Source organism: Streptomyces sp. NBC_00454, from assembly GCF_041434015.1.
In the GTDB taxonomy this organism is placed as follows: Bacteria; Actinomycetota; Actinomycetes; order Streptomycetales; family Streptomycetaceae; genus Streptomyces.
In genome coordinates this window covers 4,074,362-4,100,204 of record NZ_CP107907.1, presented here as the reverse complement: position 1 = coordinate 4,100,204, position 25,843 = coordinate 4,074,362, and the positions used below count along the sequence as shown (strand labels likewise).

The following is a 25,843-nucleotide window of genomic DNA, read 5'->3' as shown; positions in this document are numbered from 1 at the left end:
GGCGCGGGCCGGTCCGGTCACTGGGGCGCGGTCAGTGCTGCTTGGCGTCCCACGCGGCCTTGGCGTCGAGGGCCGCCTGCGGGTACTTCCAGCCGCGGGGGGCCTCGCGCTCGTAGCGCAGCGGGGCGTCCTTGGGCAGGACGTAGGTCAGCTGGAGCTCGTTGGGTACGGAGCCCTCGTTGATGCCGTCCAGCGGCAGGTTCCCGGTCTTGATGAACGACTGGCCGGCCTTGAACACCTCGCGGTTGCCGTCCGCGCTGTACCGGGTGATCTCACCCTTGGTGACCGTCAGGAAGACGATGCCGGGGTGTACGTGCCAGCCGGTGTTGCCACCGGGCTCGATGGACAGCGTCTGCTCGACGACGTGCTCGAGGTCGCGCTGGTAGAAGCTCTGGGGCGAAACGAACTTGCCGTCGGCGATCGTCTTCGCGGTGATCTGGTGACCCGGGCTGGCGTTGGCGAAGCCGACACCAGTGCCCAGCGCCGCGACGGCCAGCGTCGCGATGACGGCCTTGGAGCCCCGGGTGCGCAGTGCGTTGATTTTCATGGAGATGACCTTCCTGGGGATCACGTCGAATTTCCTCGACATTTGAAATCCTAGGAGAGGAGACCCCTCCGCTTCATTGGTGATTTCGGGGAACTGGAAGCGGAAGATTCGATACCGGGCCCCATCAGCGGCCATCGGGCAATCCGATACCGGAAATCGGCATGCGCACACACCGGGGTCGCCGTCGGCTTATAAATTTCTCCCCGCCGGGGGAGGTTCTCCCGACTGCAGAGCAGAATGACCAGGAGAAACGGGAATGAATTCCTCCATTACTTTCCGGCGTACGGGTTTCCGTGCGGCCGCCCTCTCACTGGTGGTCGGCGGCCTCGCCGCCACCCTGGTACCCCAGTCGGCGGCAGCGCTCTCCGAAGCCGAATCCTCCGCGGAGTACTCCGCCGGCTACCGCATCGACCACGTCGTCTACTGGAACCGGGTGCTGCTCGATGCCTTCCGGCAGGCCGGCGGCACCCCCGGCCCGATCAGCCGCGGCGGCGCCATCACCAACATCGCCATCTACGACGCGGTCAACTCCATCCGCCCGACCGGCAAGCCGTACCTGACCCAGGTGACGGAAGGCCGGGGAATCCAGGGCGCTCTGGAGAGCGCCATCGACCAGGCCGCGTACACCGCGCTCAAGGGCGCCTTCCCCAAGCAGAACTTCGACGAGAAGTACAAGCAGGCGGTCGCACAGGAGGTCGGCGGATCGACGTGGGAGCGTGAGCTGGGCCGTTCGATCGGCACCAAGACCGCGAACGCCATCGTCGCGGCCCGCGTGGGCGACGGCTCGGACGACGTCACTCCGTACGTCGGGGTCGACGAGCCCGGCCACTGGCGCGCCACTCCGGGCAGCGCCGCCACGCCCGGTACCCCCAACTGGGGCAAGGTGAAGCCCTTCAGCCTCACCTCCGGTTCGCAGTTCCGGCCGACCGGCATCCTCGGTTACACCAACGCCAAGGACTTCCTCGCCAGCGACGAGTACGCCAAGGGCATCGACGAGGTGAAGCGGATCGGCGGCAAGAACTCCACCGAGCGGACCGCCGATCAGACCCAGATCGCGCACTACTGGGCCAATGACCTCAACGGCACGTACAAGCCCGTCGGTCAGGAGTACGACCACACCATCACGGTCTACGAGTCCGGTCAGAGGTACGTGGACTCCACCCGCAGCGCCAAGCTGTTCGCGCTGGTCTCCATCTCGCTGGCGGACGCCTCGATCGCGGTGTGGGACTCCAAGTTCGACTCGAACTGGGACCTGTGGCGCCCCGAGAGCGCCATCAACCTGGCCGACACGGACGGCAACGACAAGACCGTGGCCGACCCCAACTGGCGCCCGCTCTCGCAGGACGTCAACGGCAACTCCTTCTCGCCCGCCTTCCCGTCCTACGTCTCCGGCCACTCCGGAATCGTCGGCGCCTGGGCCGGTGCCATGCAGAGCTTCTACGGGCGTGACGACATCGCCTTCACCGGCGGTACGGACGACCCGCTGGCCGTCGGCGTGAAGCGCAGCTTCACGAGCTTCAGCCAGGCCGCCCAGGAGAAGGCCGACAGCCGCCTGTACGCGGGCGTCCACTTCCGCTGGGACAACGACGCGGCCCTCAAGCTCGGCTACCAGGTGGCCGGCTACGTATCCGCCAACACCTTCAACCAGTAAGCCAATTGGAGCCGACATGACCAGCCGCTACGCACAGATCGCCTTCACCGACACGGTCCGGCGCCACCAGTCCGCACACGGCAGTGCACGCGGATACGACCGGATGGCAGCGGCGGGACCGTGCGTGGCGGACCGGCTCGGCCCCGACGAGGCCCAGTTCATCGCCGAGCGGGACAGCGTCTACCTGGCCAGCGTCAGCGAGACCGGCTGGCCGTACATCCAGCACCGCGGGGGGCCCAGGGGTTTCCTGCGGGTCCTCGGCCCGGACACCGTCGCGTTCGCCGACTACCGCGGGAACAAGCAGTACATCACCACGGGGAATCTGGACCACAACGACCGGATCGCCCTCTTCCTGATGGATTACCAGAACCGGGCCCGGCTGAAGCTCTTCGGCCGGGCCCGGGCCGTGCCGGCCGGGGCGGATCCCGAACTCCTGGCCGCGGTACGGGACGAGGAGTACCCGGGGGAGGTCGAGCGGATCGTGGTCATCTCCGTCGAGGCCTTCGACTGGAACTGCAGCCAGCACCTGGTGCCGCGCTTCGACCGGGAAACCGTACGGGCGGCGATGGCGGACCTCGTCCGGGAGAACGCCGAGCTCAAGGCAGAGCTGGCACGGCGTCCCCGGTGAGCGGGGAGCGCTCGGCGGGGAGCCCGGCGGAAGGACCCGCAGAGAGACCGGCGGGAAGACCCGCAGAGAGATCCGCGCGCAGCTGCGCGCGGTAGCCGGCAAGGCGCCTCACCCGGTTGACGGTGAGGGCGCCCACCAGCCTGCCCTTGCGCAGGTAGCAGGCCTCCAGCGTCCGTCCCGGCAGGTCCAGTTCGATGACGCGCACCTCGTCGGCGAGGCCGGGCAGGCCCACCGATCGGATCTTCACCCCGTGCAGATCGGACCAGAACGACGGCAGCCCGTCGAAGGGCAGGGGCCGCTCGGGAGCGAGCAGGGTACCCGCCGCCACGACCGCCTGATCGACCGCGTTGGTCCAGTGGCCGAGGGCGACGGGTTCGCCGTCCGCCAGCGGATGCGGCCAGCGCACCACGTCACCGGCGGCCACCACCGAGCCCACGGGAGAGCCGTCGGTGCGCAGGGCCCGCAGGGCCGCGTCGCACCGCACCCCGTCGTCGAGCCACAGCCCGGAGCCCTCCAGCCAGCCGGTGGCCGGCACGGCGCCGAGCGCCAGTACGGCCACATCGGCGGCGATCCCGGTGCCGTCGGAGAGGGTGACCCCCGTCAGCCGTTCCCCGCCGTGGAAGGCGGTCACGGTCCGGCCGGTACGCAGTGTGATCCCGGCCTCCTGGTGCAGCCGGCCGATGTAGGCGCCGACGCGCTCCCCGACCGCCCGCTCCAGTGGCTGCCCGGCTGCCTCCACCAAGGTCACCTCGAGCCCCAGGGCCCGAGCGGCGGCGGCCACCTCACCGCCGAGGAAGCCCGCGCCGACCACCACCACGCTGCGGGCCGCGCCCAGGGCCTCCCGCAGCGCCTCCGTGTCGTCCTTGCCGCGGAGGGTGAACACCCCGGCGGGCAGGGTGACATGAGGGTCGGGCCAGCCTCGGGCGGCAGCCCCGGTGGTGATCACCAGGCCGTCGTACCGCAGGGTGTGCCCGTCGTCGAGGGTGAGAACGCGGCGCCGGCTGTCGAGCCCGACGGCCCGACGGCCGAGCCGCCATTCGGCCCGCAGCCCGTCGTCGGGCAGCGGAAGATCGTCGACGCGCAGCGCCTTGGACAGCGGGGGCCGGTCGTAGGGCAGATGGACCTCTTCGCCGACGAGCGTGAGCCTTCCGTCGTATCCGGCATCGCGCAGCGCCCCGGCGGCCCGCAGTCCGGCGAGCGAGGCACCGACGACCACGACCTCGCGCAGATCGCGGCTCACGACGCATCCCGCTGTACGGAGATGGCCCGTACCGGGCAGGACCCGGCCGCCTTCTCCGCCGCCGCGAACAGCTCGTCGGGCTGAGCCGGCTCGTACACCAGGTAGTCCTCCTCGTCGAAGGAGAAGATGTCGGGCGCGGCGAAGACGCACTGCCCGTGGCTCTCGCAGAGGTTCATGTCAACGGTGATGCGCATGGGAGTCCTTAAGTGCTTCCGGCCGCAGGTCAGCCGACCGGTGGGTTGAAGCGGGAGTAGGCGGGGTCGGTCCAGCGCAGCGCCACCGCGTGGGAGGTCTCCTGGACCTCCTCGACGAAGAAGTCGACCAGGCGCTGGGCGCCCGGGACTACGGCCGCGGCCGCGGGGTCCCACTCGGTGCGGGCGGTGCCGGTGAGCTGCAGGAGCGAACCGGTCTTCCAGTCGGGCACGACCAGGCCGGCCCTCGGGTGCAGCGAGAGGTTGCCGAGGGTGAGGAACATCGCGTTCCCCACGTAGTCGGGCCAGCGCAGGTGGGTCGGTGAAAGCGCCTTCAGGAAACCGGGGTTGCCGCCCCGGTGCGAGGCGTCGGCGTCGCCGTCGGGCGATGCGGTGGAGATGAAGAAGGTGTCCGTACCCGCGATGGTCGCCCGCTGGGCCCCGCTCAGTTCCCGGGAGCGCTGCACGGTGCGTTCCCCGGCGTCCGGGACCAGGGTGAAGTCCCGCTTCTGCAGGTACTTGGGGCAGTTGGAGATCACCTGGTCGAGTTCGACCCGCAGTCCGGCGCCGTCCGGCCGGGCCAGGCCGTTCATCCGCATCCGCCGGCGGCTGGCGGGCTCGATCGCGATCATGCCGAGCTTGGCCGGACCCCCGAGGACCCCCGCGAGGGGGTCCTCGGGGATGGGCCGGGCCCCGATGCTCAGGGTCACCGGGTCGGGGGTGTGGAGGAACCCCGGCTCGCCCGTGAGCAGCGAGGACCAGATCCGGCCCGCGTCGTCGGCCGCACCGACCACGATCAACGGCTGCGCGGTGAGGAATGCCGCGGCGACGGGTGGGACGGTGCTGCCGATGCCCTGGAGGGCATGGGCAGCGAACCGCTCGAGTCCGGCGCGCTCCTGCACCTCGACTTCTCCACTGTGGTACTGCGCCATGACATTCCCTTCCGGCAGCGTTCGGGCTTGTTGGATCCTGCGGTTTAGAAGAATCCGCAGGTGGGAGCACCCTCGGTGGGCGCGATCGCTTCCTCGGCGCCGGACGGCGCGTAGATCTCCAGGCGGATCCCGTCCGGGTCGCTGAAGAAGATCCCGCCGGAGGCGACGCCCTCGCCGTGCGGCACCACGCCGTCGTACGCGAACTCGGCGTCCAGGCCCCGCAGCACCTGCTCCGCCTCCTTGACAATGTCGATCGACTCCACCTGGAAGGACAGGTGGTGCAGACCGGACCGGTCCTTGGGGTGCGCCCCGGTGCTCTGCTGCCAGAGCGTGATCAGGAGCTTGCCGTCGGCGCCGAGGAACGCGAAGCGGCGGCCCTCCTCCTTGCCCTCGGCGGCCACCTCGAAGCCGAAGACCTTCGTGTAGAAGTCCACGGACCGGTCCAAGTCCGTGACGTTCAGCCCGACATGGCCGGTCTGAAGAGACTTGATGGCAGCCATTTTCACCACTCGCTTTCGGTAGGAAGAGAGAGGGTTCCTAACCCCTGAGAGCGACATTAATGGTTAGGTTCGACGGGTGTCAACTACTCCAGGGTCGTTAAGTGGTTAGGGTTGCCCCGAAGTGCTCGGAGACGACTCGCTCACCCTTCGCGCTAACCACTGAGGAAGGACGGATGCCGTGGCAATCCCGGACCCCCGGCCGCTGGCGGGCGAACCGCTCTCCATCGACCTGCTCAACACCCGTTGGATCGAGAACGAGAGCCTTCACGACCTGCTCGAGACCCCCGACGGCCTGGAGGTCTGGCTCGAATCCGACATCGCCGCCCGGGAGCTGACCGGCCACGAGGTCCGCGCCGACCGCGAAACGCTCGATGCCCTGCTCGCCGCCCGCTCCGCGCTCGCCGCCCTCGTCGACTCCCCGGCCGATCCGGCGGGGCTGAAGGCACTCAACGCCGTGCTCGCTCACGGCTGGGTGCGCCACGGCATCGACGGGGACGGGCCCGTCCAACGCGTCGAGGTCGACGGTGCGCCCTGGCTCCCGGCCTGGCTCGCTGCCGACAACTACCTGCAGCTCCTCCGGGACCGCGCCGAGCGGATCCGCCCCTGCGCCAACCCCGAATGCATCCTGCACTTCTACGACACTTCCAAGAACGGCACCCGCCGCTGGTGCTCGATGTCCGGCTGCGGCAACCGCGCCAAGGCCTCCCGCCACTACGCACGGCACCGCCGGGACTGACCCGGTGGGTCGGTCCCGGCGGCTCGGCGGCTCGACGGCCTGCGGGGCGTACGGCATGCCCGGACCCCCGGTGCGGCCTAGGCCGTCTCTTTCGGATCTTGTCGGTCAGGTCCGCGTCGTCCGGTGCCGTGCCTCGCCGCGCTGCCGGGGCTCCCGCGTACTGGACGTACTCGGGTGCCCCGGCAGCGCGGCGAGGTGCGGTGCCGGGCCGCACGGACCCGACAAGATCCGAAAGAGACGGCCTACCGGGGGTCCGACACATGGGGGGCCCGCTACCACCAGTAGGAGGGGTAGCGGGCGGTCCGCCCACTACGGCCCGTGACCACGCCGATCAGTACGAGCACCACGGTGGCGAGCAGCAGCAGCGGAAGGAACGTCGCAGCGGAGGGGTCCGCCGCCACGACGATCACGGCCGTCGCCGCCGCGGGTGAGTGCGGGGTCCTGGCGATCATCATGACCCCCAGCGCGAGGCCGCCCGCGATCGCCGAGCCCCACACCGTGCTCCCCGACACCGCGAGGACCACATAGCCGGTCAGGGCGGAGAGCAACTGGCCTCCGATCACGCTGCGCGGCTGGGAGAGCGGCAGGGTGGGCGCACCGAAGACGAGGGCCGCGCTGGCGGCGAGCGGCGGGATGAGAACCACCTGTTGGATGCCCTTGCCGACGGCCACGAGCACCACCAGGAGGACGACCGCGCCGGCGGTCGACACGGCGATGACGGCCGTGCCCGCCCTGGCCGGGGCCTTGCTGGCGAAGGATGCCCTCCGCCCTGCTGAGACTTCTTCACTAACCATGGCCACGAAGCTACGGAGACGGTCCGTGCGCCCGGCGAAATTCCGGGTTACTTAGTCAGGTAACGGCAGCCGCTCCGGGACAAGCCCCAGGTCACAGGCCTGGGGCTGCCCCGATACGGCTCGGTCGTGGACGCTCAGCGGGTGGCCGGGAGCCAGCCGTCCTGTACCGCGTGGACGCCGGCCTCGAAGCGGCTGCGGCCGTCCAGGCGCTCCATCAGCTCGGCGGCGATGCGGCGGGCGGTACGGGGGGAGACGCCGAGCCGTTTGGCGATGGACTCGTCGGTCAGCCCCTCCGCCAGCAGCTGGACGACCTCCTTCTCCTGCCGGGTGCGCCCGTCGCAATCGCGTACCGGAACCGCCCCGAGGGGGACGGCGGAGGCCCACGTGGACTCGAACAGGGCGCACAGTGCGGTGACGGCGCCGGCCCCGTGCAGGACGACCGCGCCGACATGGGCGTCGGTGGTGTTCACGGGAAGCACCGCGAGCCGCCGGTCCATGATGATCATGCGGACGGGGAGCGACGCGGTGGTCCGGACCTGGCCGCCCCGCTCGCTCAGCCAGTCGACGTGCTCCTGGGTCGCCGGGTCGTTGCGGACGCTGTCCAGGTAGATGGTGCGCATCCGCACGCCCCGGTCCAGCATCTCCTCGTTCGGGCCCCGGCTGGCCCGCAGATCGGCCTCCGGATGGGCGCCGCCCGGGGCGAACGTCAGTACCTCGCTGGCGACTTCGTCGCTGAGCTGCGCCAGCCGGTTGCGGATCGCCTCGATCCCGGACAGGGACTCGTTCTCTCCGGAAGACTGCGGCTGCGAGGTCGCGCAGTCGGCGATCAACTGCGCCGCCGCGGCCTGGGACAGCGCCAGGCGCTCCTGCTGGCGGGCCAGCAGGAGGTTCATGGCCGCTTCCGGCCCCAAGGGGGCGAATCCGCTCGGCGCGTGGTCCACGGAGCGGATGAGCGCCATGGCGCTGAGCCGGTCCAGGGCATCGCAGAGGGCCGTCTCCTGCAGTCCGAGGCGCTGCGCCAGCTCCGGCACGCCGTCCTGGGGATTGGTCAGCATCCCCCGGTAGACCTGCTCGGCTATGGGATCCAGGCCCAATGTCTGCAGCATCTGTTCTTCGTTCTCCCCGAGTGCGCGCAGGCGTACTGTGCCACCCGCTGTGTTGTCACGCCCTAGTCGTGGACGTTTCATGCAAATGCATAAAACGTCCCGCCTATCCCCTGGCGAGGCAATATAGCGCAGGCACACGATCTGATCCATGTACCTAATTCACCTCAAACTCGGCCTGGCCGCCGACCGGTTCGCGCCACCGGGCCTCGGGGACCTCATCCGCCGGGCGGCGCGCCCCGGCGAGGGCCTCCAGCACGTCACCGTCCATCCCGACGTCCCAGGTGGGCCCGTACTCGGGATGTTCCTGACCGCCGACCGGGTCGAGCAGGCGGAGGTGACCGCCGGCCTGCTGTGCCGCCGGGCGCTCGCGACCTCACCGAAGCTACGGGGCGTCACGCTCCTGCGGTGGAAGGCGGAGCTCGTGTCCCCGCCCTACGACGGGTTCCCGGAGCGTGGACAACTTATGCCAGTGGGAAATCCGTCCACCGGGAACCTCTTCCATCCCTTCTGACCAGCGGCCAGAGTTGGGGATGTCAGCCGGTGAGCAACAAACACCGGCTAACACCGAGTCGAAGGAACGCGGACGGGAAATCGGCCGCTTACGTTGCCCCGAGTTCCAAGTTTTCAAGAAGAAGAGGTACCACTCGTGACTCGCACCCGTTTCATCATGGCCGTCGCGACGCTGTCCACGGTGGTGGCGGCGACGCTCACCATCACCCCGGCCAACGCCGACACCCTGCCGGCCACGGCGACGGGTACGAACATGACGGACTCTTCTGGCGCTTCGACTCAGTTCGGGGAACCGAACGAGGGCAACGACGTGACCTGGGGTCACTGAGCACCCCCGGATCCCACCCCGCACGACCCCGCAAGACCTCGCACCACCCACATCCCACATCACCCGCCGTCCGTACCGAATCCGTGGAAGGAATCCGGACGTGAACAGTATTGAGGCATGGTCGGCCCCGCGTTTTCACGATGATTCCGACCCCCACGCAGAGGACCTTCCCCTGGGTTCCGGTCAATGGCCGGCGGGTCCGGGCGATTCCGAATGGGTCCTGGTCTGATCCGGACCGGCCGACCCGAAAACAAGAGGAGACACACATGTCCGAGAACGCCGAGACCAACGAGCAGATCCCCGTGGACCTGGCCCAGGACCTGGCCATCGAGGAGCTGAACGGCGAGCAGGGCACCACCGCCGTCAGCACCTTCGGCACCTTCGGCTGCTCCAGCTCCAACGCCTCCTGACACCGGACCCACCCCACCTGCCCCACCCGAGAGAAAGAAGAGAACGATGACCACTCCCGAGACCGTCTCCAACGGCGCCGAGGACCGCGACAACGACGTCGAGGTCGAGGACCTGAAGGCCACCAGCCAGGCGATCACCGCCACCATCTTCTCCTTCGGCTGCTCCGCCAGCTTCTCGAACAGCGAGGCCTGATCACATGAGCGACAACACCTCCGACAAGCTGACCGTCAAGGCCGACGAGACCACCGAGGTCGAGGTCGAGGACCTGGAAGCGTCCGCGGCGCAGGGCTGCGCGAGCACCGTCGGCACGATCAGCTGCATGGCCAGCTGATGAGCGACCCCCTGGACATCGACGCCGTCGACAACGCCGAGGTGGAGGTCGAGGTCGAGGACCTGTCCGGCGCCGCCGGAGCGGCCACCATGGCGTGCATCGGCACCCGTTACTGCTTCGAGAGCTGAGCCATGAACCACTTCGCACCCGACCCCGTCACCCTCTACGCCGACGGCTCCGAGATCGAGATCGAGATCGAGGACCTCGAAGGCGGCCACGCGGCGGCCGGCGCCTACACGGTCGGCTGCGGCCTGCCCTGCTGGGCCGCCTGATCCGTCCCCCGCTCCCCGCCCACACACCCGAAGGAGCACCATGAGCGACACGACCGACCCGACGGCCGTCCAGGCCGACGACAACACCGAGGTCCAGATCGAGGACCTCGACGGCGGCACCGCCGCCGCCTACTCGGTCGCCAGCAGCATGACCAAGGGCTGCTTCGCCGCCTGACCCGTCCCCCGATCCCGAGCACCCGGAGGGAGGACATTCCATGAGCGACATCACCCCCGACCCCACCGCCGTAGAGGCGGAAGAGGTCGACGTCGAAGAGCTCGAGCAGGGCGCAGCATTCCCCACCTGGCTTTCGCTGGGCTGTTACTCGTCCTGACCCGCAGCACATCCATGCACCACCCACACACACGGACAAGAAGGAACATCATGAGCGAGAACATCGACCCCACCAACATCCAGGCCGACGAGACCACCGAGGTCGAGGTCGAGGACCTCAAGGAAGCCAACTCCGCCTACACCCTGGGCACCGCGGGCTGCTTCACCTGCCCCGTCTCCTGAACCACCGCGCAACACCGCACACCGCACCACCGAACACCGCACCACGCAGTACCCCCGCAGCACGTGCGGGGAAGAACGCGGACCCGGCACCGCCGGCCGCGTAGCACCGGGCCCCATGCCATCGGGTAGGCGCCCAAACGCCCGTCGGCCACTGCACTTCGTGCCCGCCGACCGATCGCCCGACACCCCGCGAGGCCGCTGAGCGGCCCATGACCGGGGGGCGGCGACCCCGAGGCCCTGGAACGGCCGGGCCGCACCCTCTCCATCACGTACGGCCCGGCCGTCCCCCTCCCCTGCCCGGAATCCCCTCCCGGGGCGGTCCCGGAACTCACAGCGCCGCCCCGGCGCGCTCTCCTGCCCCTGCCTTCCCAAGGAGTCGACGCATGCCCCGCACCCTGCGGTTCAAGAGGTCAGCCAGTGCCCAAGTAGTGCCCGGAGAGGGGGTGTTCCTCCTCTCGGAGCAGCGCCAGTCCGTCCTGCGGGGCGCCCTCGCCGAACAGCTCGCCCCGCTCCTGGACGGGCAGCACACCCGCGAGGACATCGTCGAAGCCCTCGCGCCCTCCTTCGGAGCGGACCGGGTCGAGCGCAACATCGACAAGCTCCTCGGCTCGGGCCTGCTCATCGACGTCGAGGACGACACCGACCCGCGGACCGGCGGGTTCTGGGAACTGGCCGGCGTCGACGCCGACGAGGCCCAGCACCAGGTCGCCGGCGGACCGGTGGAGATCATCGCCCTGGGCGGCACCGAACCCGGCTGGTTCGCCACCGCCGCCCGGGCCATGGGTCTGGCCCCCGACTCCGGCGAGCCCGAGCTGACCGTCGTCCTGACCGACGACTACCTCCACCCCGACCTCGCCGACATCAACAAGAAGGCGCTGGCGACCGGCCGCCCCTGGCTCCTGGTCCGCCCGGTCGGCACCGAGGTGTGGGTCGGCCCGCTCTTCCAGCCCGGCGACACCGGCTGCTGGGACTGCCTGGAGCACCGGCTCGGCGGCAACCAGCTGATCACCAACTTCGTCCACAAGAGCGCCGCCACCGACCGCGCCCCCGTGACCGCGCTCGCCGGCCTGCCCGGCACCGTCGCCGCCGCCGCGCACCTGGCCGCCGTACAGGCCGCCAAGTGGTTCGCGGGCATCCGGGGCGAGGCCCTGGCCGAGGTGTTCGGCCTGCACACCCTCACGATGGAGGGCAGGCGCCACAAGCTGTCCCGCCGTCCCCAGTGCCCCACCTGCGGGGACCCGGAGATCCAGGCCCGCCAGGCGCACGAGCCGGTCGTGCTGGAGAGCCGGCACAAGGCCGCCGCGGTCTACGACGGCGGGCACCGCACCAAGGACCCGGCCCAGCTGCTGGCCGCGTACGACCACCTGATCAGCCCGGTCACCGGCGTGATCTCCCAGCTCACCAAGCACGACTCCGGCACCGACCTGCTGCACTGCTACCTCGCCGGGACCAACTTCGCGGTCGGCTCCGGCGGCCTGGACGCCCTGCGGGCCGGACTGCGCAGCCAGAGTGCGGGCAAGGGCATGAGCGACCTCCAGGCCAGGGCCAGCGCGGTGGCCGAGTCCATCGAGCGGTACTCGGGCGTGTTCCAGGGCGACGAGGCCCGGATCACCGCCACCTACCGCGAACTGGGCGACCGGGCCGTGCATCCCGACACCACCCAGCTCTACAGCGAGCAGCAGCACCGCGACCGCGCCGAGTGGAACGCCCGCGGCTCCAACTTCCACCGCGTCACGGCCGCGTTCGACGAGGACGCCCGCATCGAGTGGACCCCCGTCTGGTCCCTGACCGAGAAGCGGCACAAGTACGTGCCGTCCGGCCAGCTCTACTACCACTACAAGGGCCTGCCCGGCCCGGGGTACGTGGCCGCGGACTCCAACGGGAACGCCGCCGGGGCCAGCCTGGAGGACGCCGCCGTCCAGGGGTTCATGGAGCTGGTCGAACGCGACAGCGTCGCCCTGTGGTGGTACAACCGCGTCCAGCGGCCCGAGTTGGACCTCGACAGCTTCGGCGAGCCGTACTTCGGCCGCTGGAAGAAGGCCTACGCCGACCTCAACCGCGAAACCTGGGTCCTCGACCTCACCTCCGACCTGGGCATCCCCGTCGCCGCCGCCGTCTCCCGGCGCATCGACAAGCCGGTCGAGGACATCCTGATCGCGTTCGGCGCCCACTTCGACATGAAGATCGCCGTCTCCCGGGCGCTGACCGAGATGAATCAGTTCATCGGAGCCGTCATGCCGATGAAGAGCGACGGAACCGGCGAGTACGCCTTCGACGACCCGGACCAGGTGCGCTGGTGGTCCACCGCCACCATCGAGAACCAGCCCTACCTGTTGCCCAAGCCCGGCGCCCTCCACTCGTACGCGGACCACCCCTACGAACAGAGCGCCGACCTGCTGGACGACCTGGAGCGGGCCCGGCACACCGTGGAGTCGCAGGGTCTGGAAATGCTCGTGCTGAACCAGACCCGCCCCGACATCGGCCTGCCCGTCGTCAAGGTCATCGTCCCCGGCCTGCGGCACTTCTGGCCGCGCTACGCCCCGGGCCGGCTGTTCGACGCCCCCGTCCGCCTCGGCTGGCTCGACGCCCCCACCCCCGAAGAAGACCTCAACCCCATCGGCATGTTCCTGTAAGTCCGTCCGGAGGCAGCAATGAAAACGGCCACCCGCCACACCCACACCCGCCTCGCGTTCGTGGCGGGGGTCAGCGTCCGCAACCGTGAGGGCCACCTCGACGTGACCCGCGACGGCCGCACCCAGTTCCGCATCCGCGGGGCGTCCCCCGAGGTCTTCGCCGCCCTGGAGGGCATGACGGGCTGCCTCGCGGCGCCCGAGCCGCTGACCACGGCCCCGGAAGATCAGCTCGACGCGGTCCTGACCCGCATCGTCCGACTGCTGGAACACCACGTCGTGCTCGACGACACCGTGGCGCTGCGCCTGGAGCCCCTGGTGCCGGGCCTCGGGCACACCCCGGCCGAGGTCGGCCCCGACACCGCCGTCCGCCTCAACCGCTTCGCCTTCCTACGGGGCCACGAGGGCGACCTCGTACTGGAGTCCCCGCTCTCCCCGCGCCGCGCCCGCCTCCTGGCGGATCCGGCGCGGGAACTGGCCGCGGCCCTCGGCGCGGGCACCACCGCCCGGGAGCAGGCCCTCGCCCTGGACCTGCCCGTCACGGCCGTCCAGGACCTGCTGGGCCACCTGGCCGGAGCCCTCCTGGTGGACACGGCCGACGCGGACGGATCCTTCGCCGCCGACCGGGACGACGTGCTGCGCCAGTGGGACTTCCACGACCTGCTCTTCCACAGCCGCAGCCGCATGGGCCGCCACGACTACCCCTTCGGCGGGGTCTTCCCGTACCGGGGAACCATCGAGCCCCGCCCCGCGGTCAAACCGCTCCCCGCCGGCCCGGTGGTACTCCTGCCCCGGCCCCGCCTGGAGGACATCGCGGCGCACGACCCCTCGCTGACCGCCGTCCTGGAAGGCCGCCGATCGGTCCGCTCGTACGCCGAGGCCCCGCTCGACCTCGACCGGCTGGGCGAGTTCCTCTACCGCTGCGCCCGCGTCCGCGCCGTCACCGAGCCCCGCCCCGACGAGGGGATGCCCTACCCCGCGTCCTCGCGGCCCTACCCGACCGGCGGAGCCTCGTACGACCTGGAGCTGTACCTCTCGGTGCACCGCGTCGCGGGGCTGGAGCGCGGCATGTACTTCTACGACGCCGCCGGGCACCGGCTGGTCCTGGTCAACGCCGACGAGGACGACCGCGACTCCATGCTCGCCATCGCCCGGGTCTCGGCGGGCAACATCGACACCCCGGACGTGCTGATCACCGTCACCTCCCGGTTCCAGCGCCTGTCGTGGAAGTACCGCAGCCTCGCCTACGCCGCCACCCTCAAGAACGTCGGCGTGCTCTACCAGACCATGTACCTGGTGGCCACGGGCATGGGCCTCGCGCCCTGCGCCCTGGGCGGCGGCGACTCGGACCTCGCGGCCAAGACCCTGGGCCTGGACTACCTGGTGGAGTCCTCCGTCGGCGAGTTCCTCCTCGGATCGCGTCCCGCGCCCCACCAGCTCCCCCCGGCCGGGCACCTCACCTGGACCCCCGTGAACGACGCCGACTGGCACCTGCGCTCCGAGCGGGTGCTCCACCCCGTCCACCCCGGCACCGCCCCGGACCAGCCCGGAAGCCCGTCATGACAACGGCCTTCGCGCCGGCGCCGGTTGCCGAACCCGTACAGGTACGGGTCCCGGCCCCCCGCCCCACCACCGTGTTCCCGCTGCTGTCCACCCGGGTGACGGCCCTGGGCCCCGCCGATCTGGAGCCGCTGGCCGGGCCCGCCCTGACCGGGGCCCTGGCCTCCCTGCGGGCGGGCCGGGAGGCCGCCGCAGGGGCGGGGGAGGCGCTGTCCGAGGTGCTGTACGCCCTCGTTCCCACCCTCGACGAGAACCCGGCCGTCCGCCGCGCCGCCCTGCGGCTGCGCCGCGACACCCGCCACTCCCGCGGCGGCCCGCGCACGGCCGGGGCGGCGGCCGCCGTCCGCCCCGCGCTGGACCCGGCCGGGCAGGCCGTGCTCGACTCCTGGACCGCGGCGGCCGACCGGTTCGGCGCGGCCGCCGAGCACGCCGAACGCCTCGTGGCCGAGGAGGCCCGTACCGCCGGCGCGTGGATGCTCTCCCTGCTGCGGCGCCCCGACCTCGCGGCCGGACTGGCCCTGGCCAGCCCCGCGTTCACCCGGGAGCTGCTGCGCGCCGACCCGGCGCGGCCGCCCGCACCCGGCACCCGGCTGGCCCGCTCGGCGCTGTCGTACCTGACCCGTACCGCCATCAAGACCAGCCCGTTCGGCAGCCTGGTCACCCTCGGCCTGGCCTCCCTCGGACCGGCCCCCGCGGGTCTCGCCGCACCCGTACGTACCCCCGCGGCCGATACCGTCTCGCCCCGGCACCTGGCCGTCGAGCTGCTACGGGCCTTCGCCGCCGACCCCGACCTGTCGGACACCGTGGACCTCCGGGCCAACCCGAGCCTGCACCGGCTCGCGGGCACCTGGCAGGTCCTGCTGCCGCAGTACCTGAACCACGCCCTCCCGCACCACTGCGACCTCCTCGCCGACGCCGACCTGTACGCGCCGTACCTCGCCCCGGCCGCCGACGGGTCCGGCCCGGTGACCGGCACGTCCGGCCCGCCTGCCGTCTGGAGCGGCAACGGCACCCCCGGCGAACGGGCCCGTACCCGGCGCTGGGCGGCGATGGGGCTGCTGCTCCCCGACGTCCCCTGGCAGCCCCACGACCGGCACTGCCTGGCCGCCCTCGCCGATCGCACCGGGAACCCGCCCGGCCCGCAGGGCCCCCGGATCGCCGGGGCGCTCGCCGTCCTCGCCGACACCGAACGGGACCTGCCCGCCGCCGATGCCGCGACCCGGCTGCGCCTGGACGGCCGGGCCCGTACCGCGGCCGCCGAGGTCTTCACCGCCCTCGGCGCCCCGCAGCCCCACTGGCTCGCCTCCGCGCCGCTCTTCCACCAGAACGTCCCCGCCACCGACACCCCCGTACCGGTGCTGCCCGCCGCGGAGATCGAGCACGACCTGCGCACCCTGGGCCGACGCGTCCGGGCGCAGACCTTCCGCAGCGCCCTGTACGACGTATTGACCGCCCACTTCACCGGCCGCTACGGCTTCGGCGGCACCTGCCACGACCTCTACGACTTCCTCTACAGCTTCTGCCGCCGCGAGGACCACCACCGGCTGGTCCGACAGGCCGCGCAGGCCGACCGCTCGGGCACCGGCACCCCGCGCCTCCCCGCCCCCGTGGGCACCGTCGGCGCGGCCGCCGTGACGGTCTTCCACCAGCTGGCCGCCCCCGACGCCGCCGCACTGGCCCGGGGCGAGTACCTCATGGCCGTCAACCGGGTCAGCCCCGGACCGGGCGGACTCCTCGCCCGCTGGGGAGCCGTGCCCGGCACCGGCGAGGCGATCCGCGAACCCCTGCGCCGCTGGATCGCCGACCTGTACCCCGGCTGCGTGGTGCGCCAACTGTCCGCCGGGGGCGACTACTCCACCCTCCAGGCCCCCGCCGGCCCCCTCTTCCCGTACCTGCGCTGGCCCTCCGACCTGCGCGCCCCGCACGGCGAGCCCGGCCCCGGGCTCGACCTCACGGACCTGGTCCTGTCCCACGACCCGGCCTCCGACACCCTCCAGCTGTACGACCGGCACGGCGCGAACGTCGCGCTGCCCTACCTCGGCGTGATGCCGCCGCACGTGCTGAACGGCCCGGTACGGATCCTCGCGACCCTCTCCCAGCCCTGGAACACCCGCTACCTCACCAACGGCGAGCGGCTGCCCCACGACCCCACCCGGCCACCGCCGCAAGGCGTCACCGCGACCCCCCGCAGCCGGCAGGGCCGTCTGGTCACCGCCCGCGCCTCCTGGCGGCTGCCCGCCGCCGCCCTGCCCCGGCCCGAGCCCGGCGAGGGCACCGCCGCCTTCCTCGACCGGCTCGACGGCTGGCGGCGCGAACACGGCATCCCGCAGCAGTGCTTCGTCCGCAGCGAGGCCGCCCACGGAACCCTTCCGGAGAAGCCCTTCTGGACGCACCTCGGCTCCCCGCACGCCGTCGCCTCCCTGCTCAAGACCCTGAGCGCCGAATCGGGGGCCGTCGAGTTCACCGAACTGCTCCCCGGCCCCGGCGGGCACTGGCTCACCGACACCGACGGCCGCCCCCGTGCCGTCGAACTCGCCGCCCTGCTGCGCCTGGACCACCCCGACCCCCAGGAGACCCCGAGGTGACCCCGCCGACCCTCGCCCCCGCCCGCCCGGGCTCCGGCCTCGGACCCGCGCCCGGTGCCGTGGCCGATTCCGTGGCCGTGGAGCACGACTGGCTGTACTACCGGATCTTCGTCCGGGACCAGCGCGACCTCACCCCGCTCATCGACCACACCGTGCGCCGCATCGTCGCCGCCGCGCACGAACTCGACCCGCGGGGAAGCTGGTTCTTCCTCCGGTTCGTCGACGAGTGCGGCATGCAGGTCCGGCTGCGCCACCACGGCGCCCTGGACGCGGTCGCCGCCGTCGGGGAAGCGGCCGACCGCATCCTCGCCGACACCGCGGCGATGGATCCGGAACTGGCCCGCGCCTACCGGGGACACGCCAAGGGGCTCTACGAACCCGAGTACGCCAAATTCGGCGGCGCCACCGGGGTCCGGCTCGCCGAACGGGCCTCCCAGGCCTCCAGTGAGGCGGCCCTGAAACTCATCGGCCCCGACTTCCACCGGCTGCGGCTGGGCCATGCCCTGGCCGCCACGCTCGCCGCCCTGGAACTGCTGCCCGCCGAGCAACGCCTCTCGTTCGTCTACCACATGACCTGGTACTGGACCGGGCAGAACGGCGAGCGCTCCGGGCCCCTGCGCACCCAGGTGGACGCCGCCGCCCGCCGCGTCGCGCCGGACCTGCGCCGGCTGCTCGACCTCGTACGCGAAGGCCCGTACCGGTCGGTCCACGAGGAGTACCGGCTGGGCCTGCGGGTCCTGCTCGAACAGCACCGGGCCGCGGGCATTCCCCGTACCGCTCCCCACCTCCTGTTCCACCTCATCCACCTCACCAACAACCGGCTCGGCGTCAAACCCACGGAAGAGGCCGTCCTCGCCCGCTGGATCCGCGCCGAGTACGGACCCGGCGCCTCGTACGACGCGCTCTGACCCGACGGAAGGACGCCGCACCCATGGAGACGTACAGCGTGAAAGAGCACCGGCTCGACAATGGGCTGCGCATCGTCCTGGCACCCGACCACCTGAACCCGGTGGCGGCCGTCTGCGTCTGGTACGGCGTCGGCTCCCGCCACGAGAGGCCCGGCCGCACCGGCATGGCCCACCTCTTCGAGCACCTGATGTTCCAGGGGTCGCGCAACATCCCCGGCAACGGCCACTTCGCCCTGCTCCACGAGGCGGGCAGCCGGCCCAACGGCACCACGAACTTCGAGCGGACCAACTTCACCGAGACCGTCCCCTCCCACCACCTCGAGCTCGCCCTGTGGATGGAGGCGGACCGGATGGGCGGACTGCTCGACGCGCTCACCCAGGAATCCCTGGACAACCAGCGCGACGTGGTGAAGAACGAACGCCGCCAGCGGTACGACAACCTGCCCTACGGCACCGCCTGGGAACACCTGGTGGCCATGGCCTACCCGCCCGGCCACCCCTACCACCACCTGCCGATCGGCTCCATGGCCGACCTCGACGCCGCCTCCCTGCACGACACCCGGTCCTTCTTCACCCGCCACTACACCCCGGACAACGCCGTCCTGGCCGTCGTGGGCGACTTCGAGCCCGAGCAGACCCTGGGCTGGATCCGGCGCTACTTCGGCGGGATCGCCGGCCCCCGGTACACCGCGGCGCCGCCCGCGGCCGTGCTCCCCGAGCTGATGGGGACCGAGAGCCGCTCCGTGGTCCGCGCCGACGTGCCGTCCGGGGCGGTGCTGCACGCGTACCGGATGCCGCGCGACGGCACCCGTGAGGCGGAGGCGGCGGCCCTGACGCTCGCGATCCTCGGCTCGGGACAGAACAGCCGCCTCAAACTGCGGCTGATCCGCCGGGACCGCAGCGCCTCCAGCCTCTCCAGCGGCCTGATCCGGCTCACCGGAGCGCCCTCCCTGGGCTGGCTCGACATCAAGGCCTCGGCCACCACCCCCACGGCCGAACTCGAGGCGAGCCTCGACGAGGAACTGGGCCGCTTCGCCATCGCCGGACCCACTGGCGAGGAACTCGCCCGGGCGCGCGCCCACTTGGAGCGGGTGCTGCTGATGCGACTGGAGAGCGTGGGCGGCCGGGCGGACGAACTCTGCCGTCAGGCCACCTTCTTCGGGCACGTCGAACGCGGCGGGATCGCCGCGACGGCCCTGGCCCAGCTCGACTCCGTCACCGCCGAGGAGGTGCACGCCTTCGCGGCCGCCCGGCTGCACCCGTCCAACCGGGCGGTACTCGTCTTCGAGCCGGACGCCGTCGCCGCCGTACCCGCCGCCGTATCCGGTACCGCCCCCGCCGCCCCCGCAGAGGATGTCCACCGATGACCATCGCGCCCCCCGCACCCGCCCCGGTCGCCGCACCCCCCGCCGCCCCGGTGAACGTGCTCGTCGCGGACCGCCCGGCCCCTGCCCCCGCCCGCCCGTGGCACTTCCCCGCCCCCGAGCCGATCCTGCTGGCCAGCGGCCTGCGCGTCGGGCACATCGCCCGTCCCGGTCACCGGCTCGCCGCCGTCGGACTGTTCCTCGACACCCCGCTGGACGCCGAACCGGAAGGCCTGGACGGCATCGCCGAACTCACCTCCCGGGCCCTGCAGGAGGGTTCGGCCGCGCTGCACGGGGCGCCGTTCGCCGCGGAGATCGAGAGCTGCGGGGCGACCTTCGACAGCATCGCCGGACCGCACGGCATCGCCATCGCCCTCCAGGTCCCCCAGTCCAGGCTCGAAGGGGTCCTGCACCTGCTCGCCGACACCCTGTGCGCCCCCGCCTTCCCGGCCCGCGAGGTCGCCCGGCTGCGCGCCCAGCGCCTGGACGAAATCGGCCACGAGGCCGCCGCCCCGCACATCCGGGGGTTCCACAGCATGCAGTCCGCGCTGTTCGGCCCCGGCCAGCGCGCGGGCCGGCCCGGCGCGGGCACCCGCGAGACCCTCGCCCGGATCGACCACACCGCCGTCCGCGCCTTCTACGACGCGTACGCACGCCCCGCCACCGCCACGGCCGCCATCGCCGCCGACCTCCCGGAAGCGGAGCTGACCCGCATCCTGGAGCGCACCCTGGGCCGCTGGAACACCCCCGCGGCGCCCCTCACCCCCGTACCCGCCGTCACCGTCGACGACCGCACCCGCGTGGTCGTCGTCGACCGGCCCGGAGCCGTGCAGACCACCCTGATGATCGGCCGCCACGGCATCGACCGGCACGCCCCCGACTGGGCCGCGCAGTCCATCGGCATCCAGTGCCTGGGCGGCGGCCTGACCTCCCGGCTGGACCAGGTCCTGCGCGAACGCCGCGGCTACACCTACGGGGTCTCCGCCATCGCCCAGCCGCTGCGCGCCGGCTCCCTGCTGACCATCGGCGGCGCCGTGGCCACGGCGGTCACCGGCCCCGCGGTGACCGAGATCTTCGGGGTCCTGCGCTCCCTGCCGGGCGGCCTCACCCGCGCCGAACAGACCGCCGCCGCGCGGAACTTGGTGGGCGTGGCCCCCCTCCAGTACCAGAGCGCCGCCTCGACCGTGAAGGCCGTCGTCCGCGCCGCCGCCGAACGCCTCCCCGCCGACTACCTGGGCACCATCCACGACCGCCTGGCCGCCGTCACCGCCCCCGAGGCCACCCGGGCCCTCCTCGCCGCCTTCCCCGTCGACCGCCTGGTCGTGGTGGCGGTGGGAGACGCCGAGGCCATCCTCCCGTCCTTGGAGTCCCTGTCCCTGGGACCGGTCGCCCTCGCCCCCTGAACCGGGCCCCGGTATGAAGAATTCATACCGGGAACATGAGGTTTAGTACCTGGTGAGAGGCCCGAGTGATCGTGAAGACTCTGCTGTGGCAGAACACAGGCCCGCCGACCTGCGGGCCATCGCTACAGGGGGAGACCACTCATGAACGCCACCGCACTGCTCACACTTCCGGTCCAGGGCGACGCCGAATGCGGCATCGTCATCGAGGACCTGGACGCCGTCGGCACGGACGCCGTCGCGATGCTCACCTTCTGTCTCCGCCAGGCCGAGCTGCCGGGCCACACCGCGAGGACGGCCGGGCTCGCCGCATGACCGGCGGCGGTGGGGCGGCCGAGGCGCCGCTCGGCTTCAAGCGGCACCTGCGGCTGACGGTCGTCCCGGACGAGGCGGCCTATCTGGTCTCGCCCCGGGCGGTGACCGCCCTGCGCGGGAAGCCGGCCGAGGTGCTGGCGCCCCTGCTCGACGGGGACCGGACCTGCGCCCAGATCCTCGCCGAGGCGGCGCAGGAGCTGCCCGCCGAGCAGGCGGTGGCGGCCCTGCGCAGCCTCGTAGCCGGGGGTCTCGTACGCCCCGTCGCCGCTTCACCGGCCGCGGATCCGGCCGCCGAGGCGTACTGGGACCTCGCCGGTCTCGACGGCGGCACGGCCGGCGAGGAGCTGGCCAACGGCCGCGTGCAGGTGGTCGCGCTGGCCGGAACGGACGCCGCGGACGCCGAAGAGGCCTGCCGCCGCTCGGGGATCCGGGTGGCGGGCGAGGGCGAGACGGCGGCGCTCACGCTGGTCCTGTGCGCCGACTACCTCGACCCGGAACTCGCCGAGGTCGACGCCCGGCACCGGGCGGCCGGCCGCCCCTGGCTGCTGGCCCGACCGGTCGGCGCCGAACCGTGGACGGGGCCGGTCTTCCGGCCGGGACAGGGGGCCTGCTGGCACTGCCTGAGCACCCGGCTGCGCGGGCACCGGCGTTCCGAACTGCCGTTGCAGCAGGCGCTCGGGGTGACGGGACCGCTCGCCCGCGCCGAGGCCTCGCTGGACGCCGGACGCGCCATCGGCCTGCACACCGCCGTACTGGAGGCCGCCAAGTGGCTGGCCGGTCTGCGCCACGAGGGACAGGACGGCATCCACACCCTGGACACGCTCACCCTGCGCGGCGGCCTGCACCCGGTGACGCGCAGGCCGCAGTGCCCGCAGTGCGGTGACGGAGGGCTGGTGGCGACCCGCGTGCGCCGCCCGGTCGAACTGTCCCCGCAGCCCAAGAACCCGGCGGCGGGCAACGGGCACCGGGTGCTGAGCCCGGAGCAGATGCTCGCCCGGTACGGGCACCTGATCGACCCGGTGACCGGCATCGTCAAGGACGTACGCCGTGACCCGCGCGGCCCCGCGTTCGTGCACAGCTACGTGTCGGGGCACAACCTGGCGCTCGCCCCCGAGACCCTCGGCGGTCTGCGGGCGGGGCTGCGCGCCCTGTCGGGCGGCAAGGGCCTGACCGCCGAGGAGGCGCGGGTCGGCGCCCTGTGCGAGGCCGTGGAGCGGTACTCCGGTTCCTGGCAGGGCGACGAGCCCTCGCTGCGCGCCCGCTACCGCGAGCTGGGCCCCGTAGCCGTGCACCCGTCGGAGATCCAGCTGTACGACGAACGGCAGTACCGGGACCGGGAGGTGTGGAACGCCGCGCACTCCGCCTTCCACCACGTCCCGGCGCAGTTCGACGAGGACGAGCTGGTGGACTGGACCCCCGTCTGGTCCCTGACCGCCGGCCGCCAGCGCCTGATACCGACCTCCCTGCTGTACTTCTCGGCCGGCGCCGGCCTGCCGGGGGCGCCGCGGGCCGACTCGAACGGCAACGCGGCGGGCGGCACCCTGGAGGACGCGGTCCTCCAAGGCTTCCTGGAACTGGTGGAACGCGACGCGGTCGCGCTCTGGTGGTACAACCGCACCCGGCAGCCCGCGGTCGACCTGGACGCGTTCGGCGCACACGAGCCCTGGCTGGGCCCGCTGCGCGAGCAGTACCGCTCCATCGGACGCGAGGTCTGGGTCCTGGACCTCACGGCCGACCTGGGCATCCCCGTGATGGCGGCGCTGTCGCGACGGACCGACAAGCCGGCCGAGGACGTGCTCTTCGGGTTCGGCGCGCACCTGGACCCGGCCGTGGCCCTGCGCAGGGCGATGACGGAGATGGGCCAGCTGCTGCCCGCCGTCGCGGACGCCGCGGCGGACGGCAGCGGGTACGCCCTCAAGGACGAGGAGCCGTACACCTGGTGGACCACCGAGACGGTGGCCCGCCAGCCGTACCTCCTGCCGGACCGGGCGCAACCCGCCCGGGCACCCGGCAGCTGGGACTACGTCCCGCGCACGGACCTCAGGGAGGACCTCCTGGCCATGGTCGAACTGACCCGTCGCCACGGCCTGGAGATGCTGGTCCTCGACCAGACGCGGCCCGACATCGGCCTGCCGGTGGCCAAGGTGATCGTGCCGGGCCTGCGGCACTTCTGGGCCCGGTTCGGCCCCGGGCGGCTGTACGAGGTACCGGTGGCGCTGGGGCGGCTGGAGAAGCCGACCGGCTTCGCCGACCTGAATCCGATTCCGCTGTTCGTCTAGTCCGGTTCCCCGAGGAGACGCTGGTCAGATCGGTGGACGACGGTCTGACAGCAGCGTTCCGTTTCTTTCCGCGGACGGTACTCATATCGTATGCTCCGGTCCGGAATGCGGACATGGGAGCCAGGGGGGCCGGAATGAACGACGACCACAGCGCCGCCCGGACACCGCAGAGGCTGGCCGACGCCGCCGAGAGCATGGCACCGAGACTGGCCCGCGCCATGCTCTACGCGATCCTCGCGTCCTACCTGCTGATCACCCTGCTCAACATCCTCAGCGAGAGCCTCAGCCCCCTCGCCGTGCTCGCCAGCATGGCCGGGGTGCTCGGAGTCTTCGCCCTCCAACTCCTGCACTCCTCACCGGACACCCGCCGCGCCCCGCTGCGCCGCAGGATCGTTCCGCTCGCCGTACAGGCGGCCCTGACCTTCCTGCCGCTCATGGTCCTGCACTGGCAGTGGGGCAGCATGGGCGGCTTCTTCGCCGCCTCCTGCCTGCTGCTGCTCCCCCGGCGGACCGGCTGGGCGCTGTACGGCCTGACCGGCGTGCTGATGATGCTCTACGCCGGCTTCGCCGGGCTCCCCGTCGCCGACATCTTCTACATGGGCCAGTCCACCTGGCTCACCGGCATCGTCGTGTACGGCATCTCCCGGCTGACCGAACTCGTCGTCGTGGTCCACGAGACCCGCAGCGAACTGGCCCGGCTCGCCGTCACCAACGAGCGGCTGCGCTTCGCCCGCGATCTGCACGACCTGCTCGGATACAGCCTCTCCGCCATCTCGCTGCGCAGCGAACTGATCCGCCGGCTGCTCCCGGCCAGCCCGGAGCGCGCCCGCGAGGAGGTCTCCGAGGTGCTCGACATCTCCCGTCAGGCACTGGCGGACGTCCGGCTGGTGGCTAGCGGCTACCGCGACATGTCCCTGGTGCAGGAGTGCGCCTCCGCCCGGGAGGTGCTGCGGGCCGCCGAGGTCGACGCCGGCCTCAGCGTCTGCGTCGGCGAACTGTCGCCCGCGGTGGACACCGTACTGGCGACCGTGCTGCGGGAGGGGATGACCAACCTGCTCCGGCACAGCCGGGTACGGAGCTGCGTCATCGAGGCGGTCCAGCAGGACGGCGCCGTCCGGCTGTCGGTGGTCAACGACGGCGTCGAGGCCGGGGTCCGCGAGGTCGATCCGCACGGCGGCAGCGGACTGGGCAACCTGGGCCAGCGGGTCCGCGCGATGGGCGGCGAGCTCACCTTCGGCCTGTGTCCCGACGGCCGCTTCCAGCTGACCGCCACCGTGCCCTCCGAGTCGGCCCCTGCCTCCCCCGGGCCGGAACTGCAGCCACTGAAGGTGCTGCGCAGACTGTCGCGAAGAATGGCCGCCTGATGTCCGCGACCGCCGCAACCGCCACGCCCGCCGAGACGCCCGTGGTGCGGATCCTGCTCGCCGAGGACGTGCACATCGTCCGCGGCGCACTGGTCGCGCTGCTCGGGCTGGAACCCGACTTCGAGGTGGTCGCGGACGTCGCCCGCGGCGATGCGATCCTGCCCGCCGCCCTGCTGCACAAGCCCGACGTGGCCCTGCTCGACGTCGATCTGCCCGGCATCGACGGACTGGCCGCCGCCGCGCAGCTCGCCGTACAGCTGCCGTCATGCCGCACCCTGATGCTCACCAGCCTCGGGCAGCCCGGCACCCTGCGCCGGGCACTGGACGCCCAGGTGGCGGGCTACATGCTCAAGGACGCCCGGCCGGAGCAACTGGCCGCCGCGGTCCGGTCGGTGGCGGCCGGGCAGCGGGTGATCGACCCGCAGCTGGCGATGTCGGTCTGGGAGAGCCTGGAGTGCCCGCTCACCGCGCGCGAGACCGAGGTGCTGCAACTGGCCTCGCCGGGCGCGCGGGTCGCCGAGATCGCGCGGGCCCTGCACCTGTCGGAGGGCACCGTGCGCAACTACCTCACGTCGATCGTGGTCAAGGTCGGCGGCCGCAACCGCATAGACGCCATCCGGATCTCGCGCGAGGCGGGCTGGATCTCCTGACGCGGGATCCGGAAGAGACGGCCTAGGGGGTGTCCGCAAAGTAGCGCCGGGCGCCCGAAGGGCGCGGCCCGTGGCGTCTGGTGCGGTGCATCGCAAG

General features: G+C 72.1%; 29 protein-coding genes. 22 read left to right on the top strand and 7 right to left on the bottom strand.

Annotated features, from left to right (window positions below):
* Window positions 1-31 precede the first annotated feature (31 nt).
* Window positions 32-547, bottom strand: coding sequence for a cupin domain-containing protein (locus tag OHU74_RS19110; protein WP_371617037.1), 516 nt, complete (start codon window positions 545-547; stop codon window positions 32-34).
* 256 nt (window positions 548-803) lie between these two features.
* Between OHU74_RS19110 and OHU74_RS19105 the strand changes: the two genes are divergently transcribed.
* Both OHU74_RS19105 and OHU74_RS19100 read left to right on the top strand, forming a co-directional pair.
* Window positions 804-2,198 carry a vanadium-dependent haloperoxidase gene (locus OHU74_RS19105; protein ID WP_371617036.1) on the top strand — a complete coding sequence of 465 codons (1,395 nt, stop codon included), beginning with the start codon at window positions 804-806 and terminating at the stop codon, window positions 2,196-2,198.
* Between the two features lie 16 nt (window positions 2,199-2,214).
* A complete protein-coding gene (locus tag OHU74_RS19100) occupies window positions 2,215-2,826 on the top strand; it encodes a pyridoxamine 5'-phosphate oxidase family protein (RefSeq protein ID WP_371617035.1) in 612 nt (203 codons plus the stop codon).
* Here the strand turns inward: OHU74_RS19100 and OHU74_RS19095 are convergent.
* From OHU74_RS19095 to OHU74_RS19080, 4 genes are read right to left on the bottom strand one after another with little or no spacing between them, the layout of a single operon-like run.
* Window positions 2,795-4,066 carry an NAD(P)/FAD-dependent oxidoreductase gene (locus tag OHU74_RS19095; protein WP_371617034.1) on the bottom strand — a complete coding sequence of 424 codons (1,272 nt, stop codon included), beginning with the start codon at window positions 4,064-4,066 and terminating at the stop codon, window positions 2,795-2,797. The genes OHU74_RS19100 and OHU74_RS19095 overlap by 32 nt on opposite strands.
* Window positions 4,063-4,260, bottom strand: a complete 198-nt coding sequence (locus OHU74_RS19090) for a ferredoxin (protein WP_371617033.1) — start codon at window positions 4,258-4,260, stop codon at window positions 4,063-4,065. The genes OHU74_RS19095 and OHU74_RS19090 overlap by 4 nt, the downstream gene beginning before the upstream one ends.
* Window positions 4,261-4,289: 29 nt before the next feature.
* Complete coding sequence (locus OHU74_RS19085; RefSeq protein WP_371617032.1) at window positions 4,290-5,189, bottom strand: pyridoxamine 5'-phosphate oxidase family protein; 900 nt, start codon at window positions 5,187-5,189, stop codon at window positions 4,290-4,292.
* 44 nt (window positions 5,190-5,233) lie between these two features.
* Entirely contained in the window at window positions 5,234-5,689 is a 456-nt protein-coding gene (locus OHU74_RS19080) for a VOC family protein (RefSeq protein ID WP_371617031.1), read from the bottom strand.
* Window positions 5,690-5,867: 178 nt separating this feature from the next.
* Here OHU74_RS19080 and OHU74_RS19075 point away from each other — a divergent pair, with 178 nt between their 5' ends.
* On the top strand, window positions 5,868-6,425 hold the full coding sequence (locus OHU74_RS19075; protein ID WP_371617030.1) for a CGNR zinc finger domain-containing protein: 558 nt from the start codon (window positions 5,868-5,870) through the stop codon (window positions 6,423-6,425).
* A 272-nt stretch (window positions 6,426-6,697) separates the two neighbouring features.
* Here OHU74_RS19075 and OHU74_RS19070 read toward each other — a convergent pair whose 3' ends face one another.
* Window positions 6,698-7,219: an HPP family protein gene (locus OHU74_RS19070; RefSeq protein WP_371617029.1), complete on the bottom strand. Its 522-nt coding sequence runs from the start codon at window positions 7,217-7,219 to the stop codon at window positions 6,698-6,700.
* Between the two features lie 134 nt (window positions 7,220-7,353).
* A complete protein-coding gene (locus tag OHU74_RS19065; RefSeq protein WP_371617028.1) occupies window positions 7,354-8,325 on the bottom strand; it encodes a helix-turn-helix domain-containing protein in 972 nt (323 codons plus the stop codon).
* A gap of 148 nt (window positions 8,326-8,473) precedes the next feature.
* Here OHU74_RS19065 and OHU74_RS19060 point away from each other — a divergent pair, with 148 nt between their 5' ends.
* From OHU74_RS19060 to OHU74_RS18970, 19 genes are all read left to right on the top strand, one after another.
* Window positions 8,474-8,836: a hypothetical protein gene (locus OHU74_RS19060; protein WP_371617027.1), complete on the top strand. Its 363-nt coding sequence runs from the start codon at window positions 8,474-8,476 to the stop codon at window positions 8,834-8,836.
* A 135-nt stretch (window positions 8,837-8,971) separates the two neighbouring features.
* Window positions 8,972-9,163, top strand: a complete 192-nt coding sequence (locus tag OHU74_RS19055) for a hypothetical protein (RefSeq protein WP_371617026.1) — start codon at window positions 8,972-8,974, stop codon at window positions 9,161-9,163.
* 266 nt (window positions 9,164-9,429) lie between these two features.
* Complete coding sequence (locus OHU74_RS19050) at window positions 9,430-9,573, top strand: hypothetical protein (protein WP_371617025.1); 144 nt, start codon at window positions 9,430-9,432, stop codon at window positions 9,571-9,573.
* Between the two features lie 46 nt (window positions 9,574-9,619).
* The gene (locus OHU74_RS19045; RefSeq protein ID WP_371617024.1) at window positions 9,620-9,766 is read left to right on the top strand and encodes a hypothetical protein; all 147 of its coding nucleotides are present in this window, start codon (window positions 9,620-9,622) and stop codon (window positions 9,764-9,766) included.
* A gap of 4 nt (window positions 9,767-9,770) precedes the next feature.
* Window positions 9,771-9,905 (top strand): hypothetical protein, encoded by a 135-nt coding sequence (locus tag OHU74_RS19040; RefSeq protein WP_371617023.1) that lies wholly within the window; start codon window positions 9,771-9,773, stop codon window positions 9,903-9,905.
* The gene (locus tag OHU74_RS19035; RefSeq protein WP_371617022.1) at window positions 9,905-10,033 is read left to right on the top strand and encodes a hypothetical protein; all 129 of its coding nucleotides are present in this window, start codon (window positions 9,905-9,907) and stop codon (window positions 10,031-10,033) included. The genes OHU74_RS19040 and OHU74_RS19035 overlap by 1 nt, the downstream gene beginning before the upstream one ends.
* A gap of 3 nt (window positions 10,034-10,036) precedes the next feature.
* Window positions 10,037-10,177: a hypothetical protein gene (locus tag OHU74_RS19030; RefSeq protein WP_371617021.1), complete on the top strand. Its 141-nt coding sequence runs from the start codon at window positions 10,037-10,039 to the stop codon at window positions 10,175-10,177.
* Window positions 10,178-10,217: 40 nt separating this feature from the next.
* On the top strand, window positions 10,218-10,352 hold the full coding sequence (locus OHU74_RS19025) for a hypothetical protein (RefSeq protein ID WP_371617020.1): 135 nt from the start codon (window positions 10,218-10,220) through the stop codon (window positions 10,350-10,352).
* A 207-nt stretch (window positions 10,353-10,559) separates the two neighbouring features.
* Window positions 10,560-10,691 carry a hypothetical protein gene (locus OHU74_RS19020; protein ID WP_371617019.1) on the top strand — a complete coding sequence of 44 codons (132 nt, stop codon included), beginning with the start codon at window positions 10,560-10,562 and terminating at the stop codon, window positions 10,689-10,691.
* Window positions 10,692-11,074: 383 nt separating this feature from the next.
* Entirely contained in the window at window positions 11,075-13,324 is a 2,250-nt protein-coding gene (locus tag OHU74_RS19015) for a TOMM precursor leader peptide-binding protein (protein ID WP_371617018.1), read from the top strand.
* Window positions 13,325-13,342: 18 nt separating this feature from the next.
* Window positions 13,343-14,884 carry a SagB family peptide dehydrogenase gene (locus tag OHU74_RS19010; RefSeq protein ID WP_371617017.1) on the top strand — a complete coding sequence of 514 codons (1,542 nt, stop codon included), beginning with the start codon at window positions 13,343-13,345 and terminating at the stop codon, window positions 14,882-14,884.
* Entirely contained in the window at window positions 14,881-17,466 is a 2,586-nt protein-coding gene (locus tag OHU74_RS19005) for a lantibiotic dehydratase (RefSeq protein ID WP_371617016.1), read from the top strand. The genes OHU74_RS19010 and OHU74_RS19005 overlap by 4 nt, the downstream gene beginning before the upstream one ends.
* Window positions 17,463-18,374 carry a thiopeptide-type bacteriocin biosynthesis protein gene (locus tag OHU74_RS19000; RefSeq protein WP_371617015.1) on the top strand — a complete coding sequence of 304 codons (912 nt, stop codon included), beginning with the start codon at window positions 17,463-17,465 and terminating at the stop codon, window positions 18,372-18,374. The genes OHU74_RS19005 and OHU74_RS19000 overlap by 4 nt, the downstream gene beginning before the upstream one ends.
* A gap of 23 nt (window positions 18,375-18,397) precedes the next feature.
* Entirely contained in the window at window positions 18,398-19,741 is a 1,344-nt protein-coding gene (locus tag OHU74_RS18995; protein ID WP_371617014.1) for a M16 family metallopeptidase, read from the top strand.
* Entirely contained in the window at window positions 19,738-21,141 is a 1,404-nt protein-coding gene (locus OHU74_RS18990; protein WP_371617013.1) for a M16 family metallopeptidase, read from the top strand. The genes OHU74_RS18995 and OHU74_RS18990 overlap by 4 nt, the downstream gene beginning before the upstream one ends.
* 141 nt (window positions 21,142-21,282) lie before the next feature.
* On the top strand, window positions 21,283-21,453 hold the full coding sequence (locus OHU74_RS18985) for a hypothetical protein (protein WP_371617012.1): 171 nt from the start codon (window positions 21,283-21,285) through the stop codon (window positions 21,451-21,453).
* Window positions 21,450-23,732 carry a TOMM precursor leader peptide-binding protein gene (locus OHU74_RS18980; protein WP_371617011.1) on the top strand — a complete coding sequence of 761 codons (2,283 nt, stop codon included), beginning with the start codon at window positions 21,450-21,452 and terminating at the stop codon, window positions 23,730-23,732. The genes OHU74_RS18985 and OHU74_RS18980 overlap by 4 nt, the downstream gene beginning before the upstream one ends.
* Window positions 23,733-23,866: 134 nt before the next feature.
* The gene (locus tag OHU74_RS18975; RefSeq protein WP_371617010.1) at window positions 23,867-25,096 is read left to right on the top strand and encodes a sensor histidine kinase; all 1,230 of its coding nucleotides are present in this window, start codon (window positions 23,867-23,869) and stop codon (window positions 25,094-25,096) included.
* On the top strand, window positions 25,096-25,746 hold the full coding sequence (locus OHU74_RS18970) for a response regulator (RefSeq protein ID WP_371617009.1): 651 nt from the start codon (window positions 25,096-25,098) through the stop codon (window positions 25,744-25,746). Before OHU74_RS18975 ends, OHU74_RS18970 begins: the two co-directional genes overlap by 1 nt.
* Window positions 25,747-25,843 lie beyond the last annotated feature (97 nt).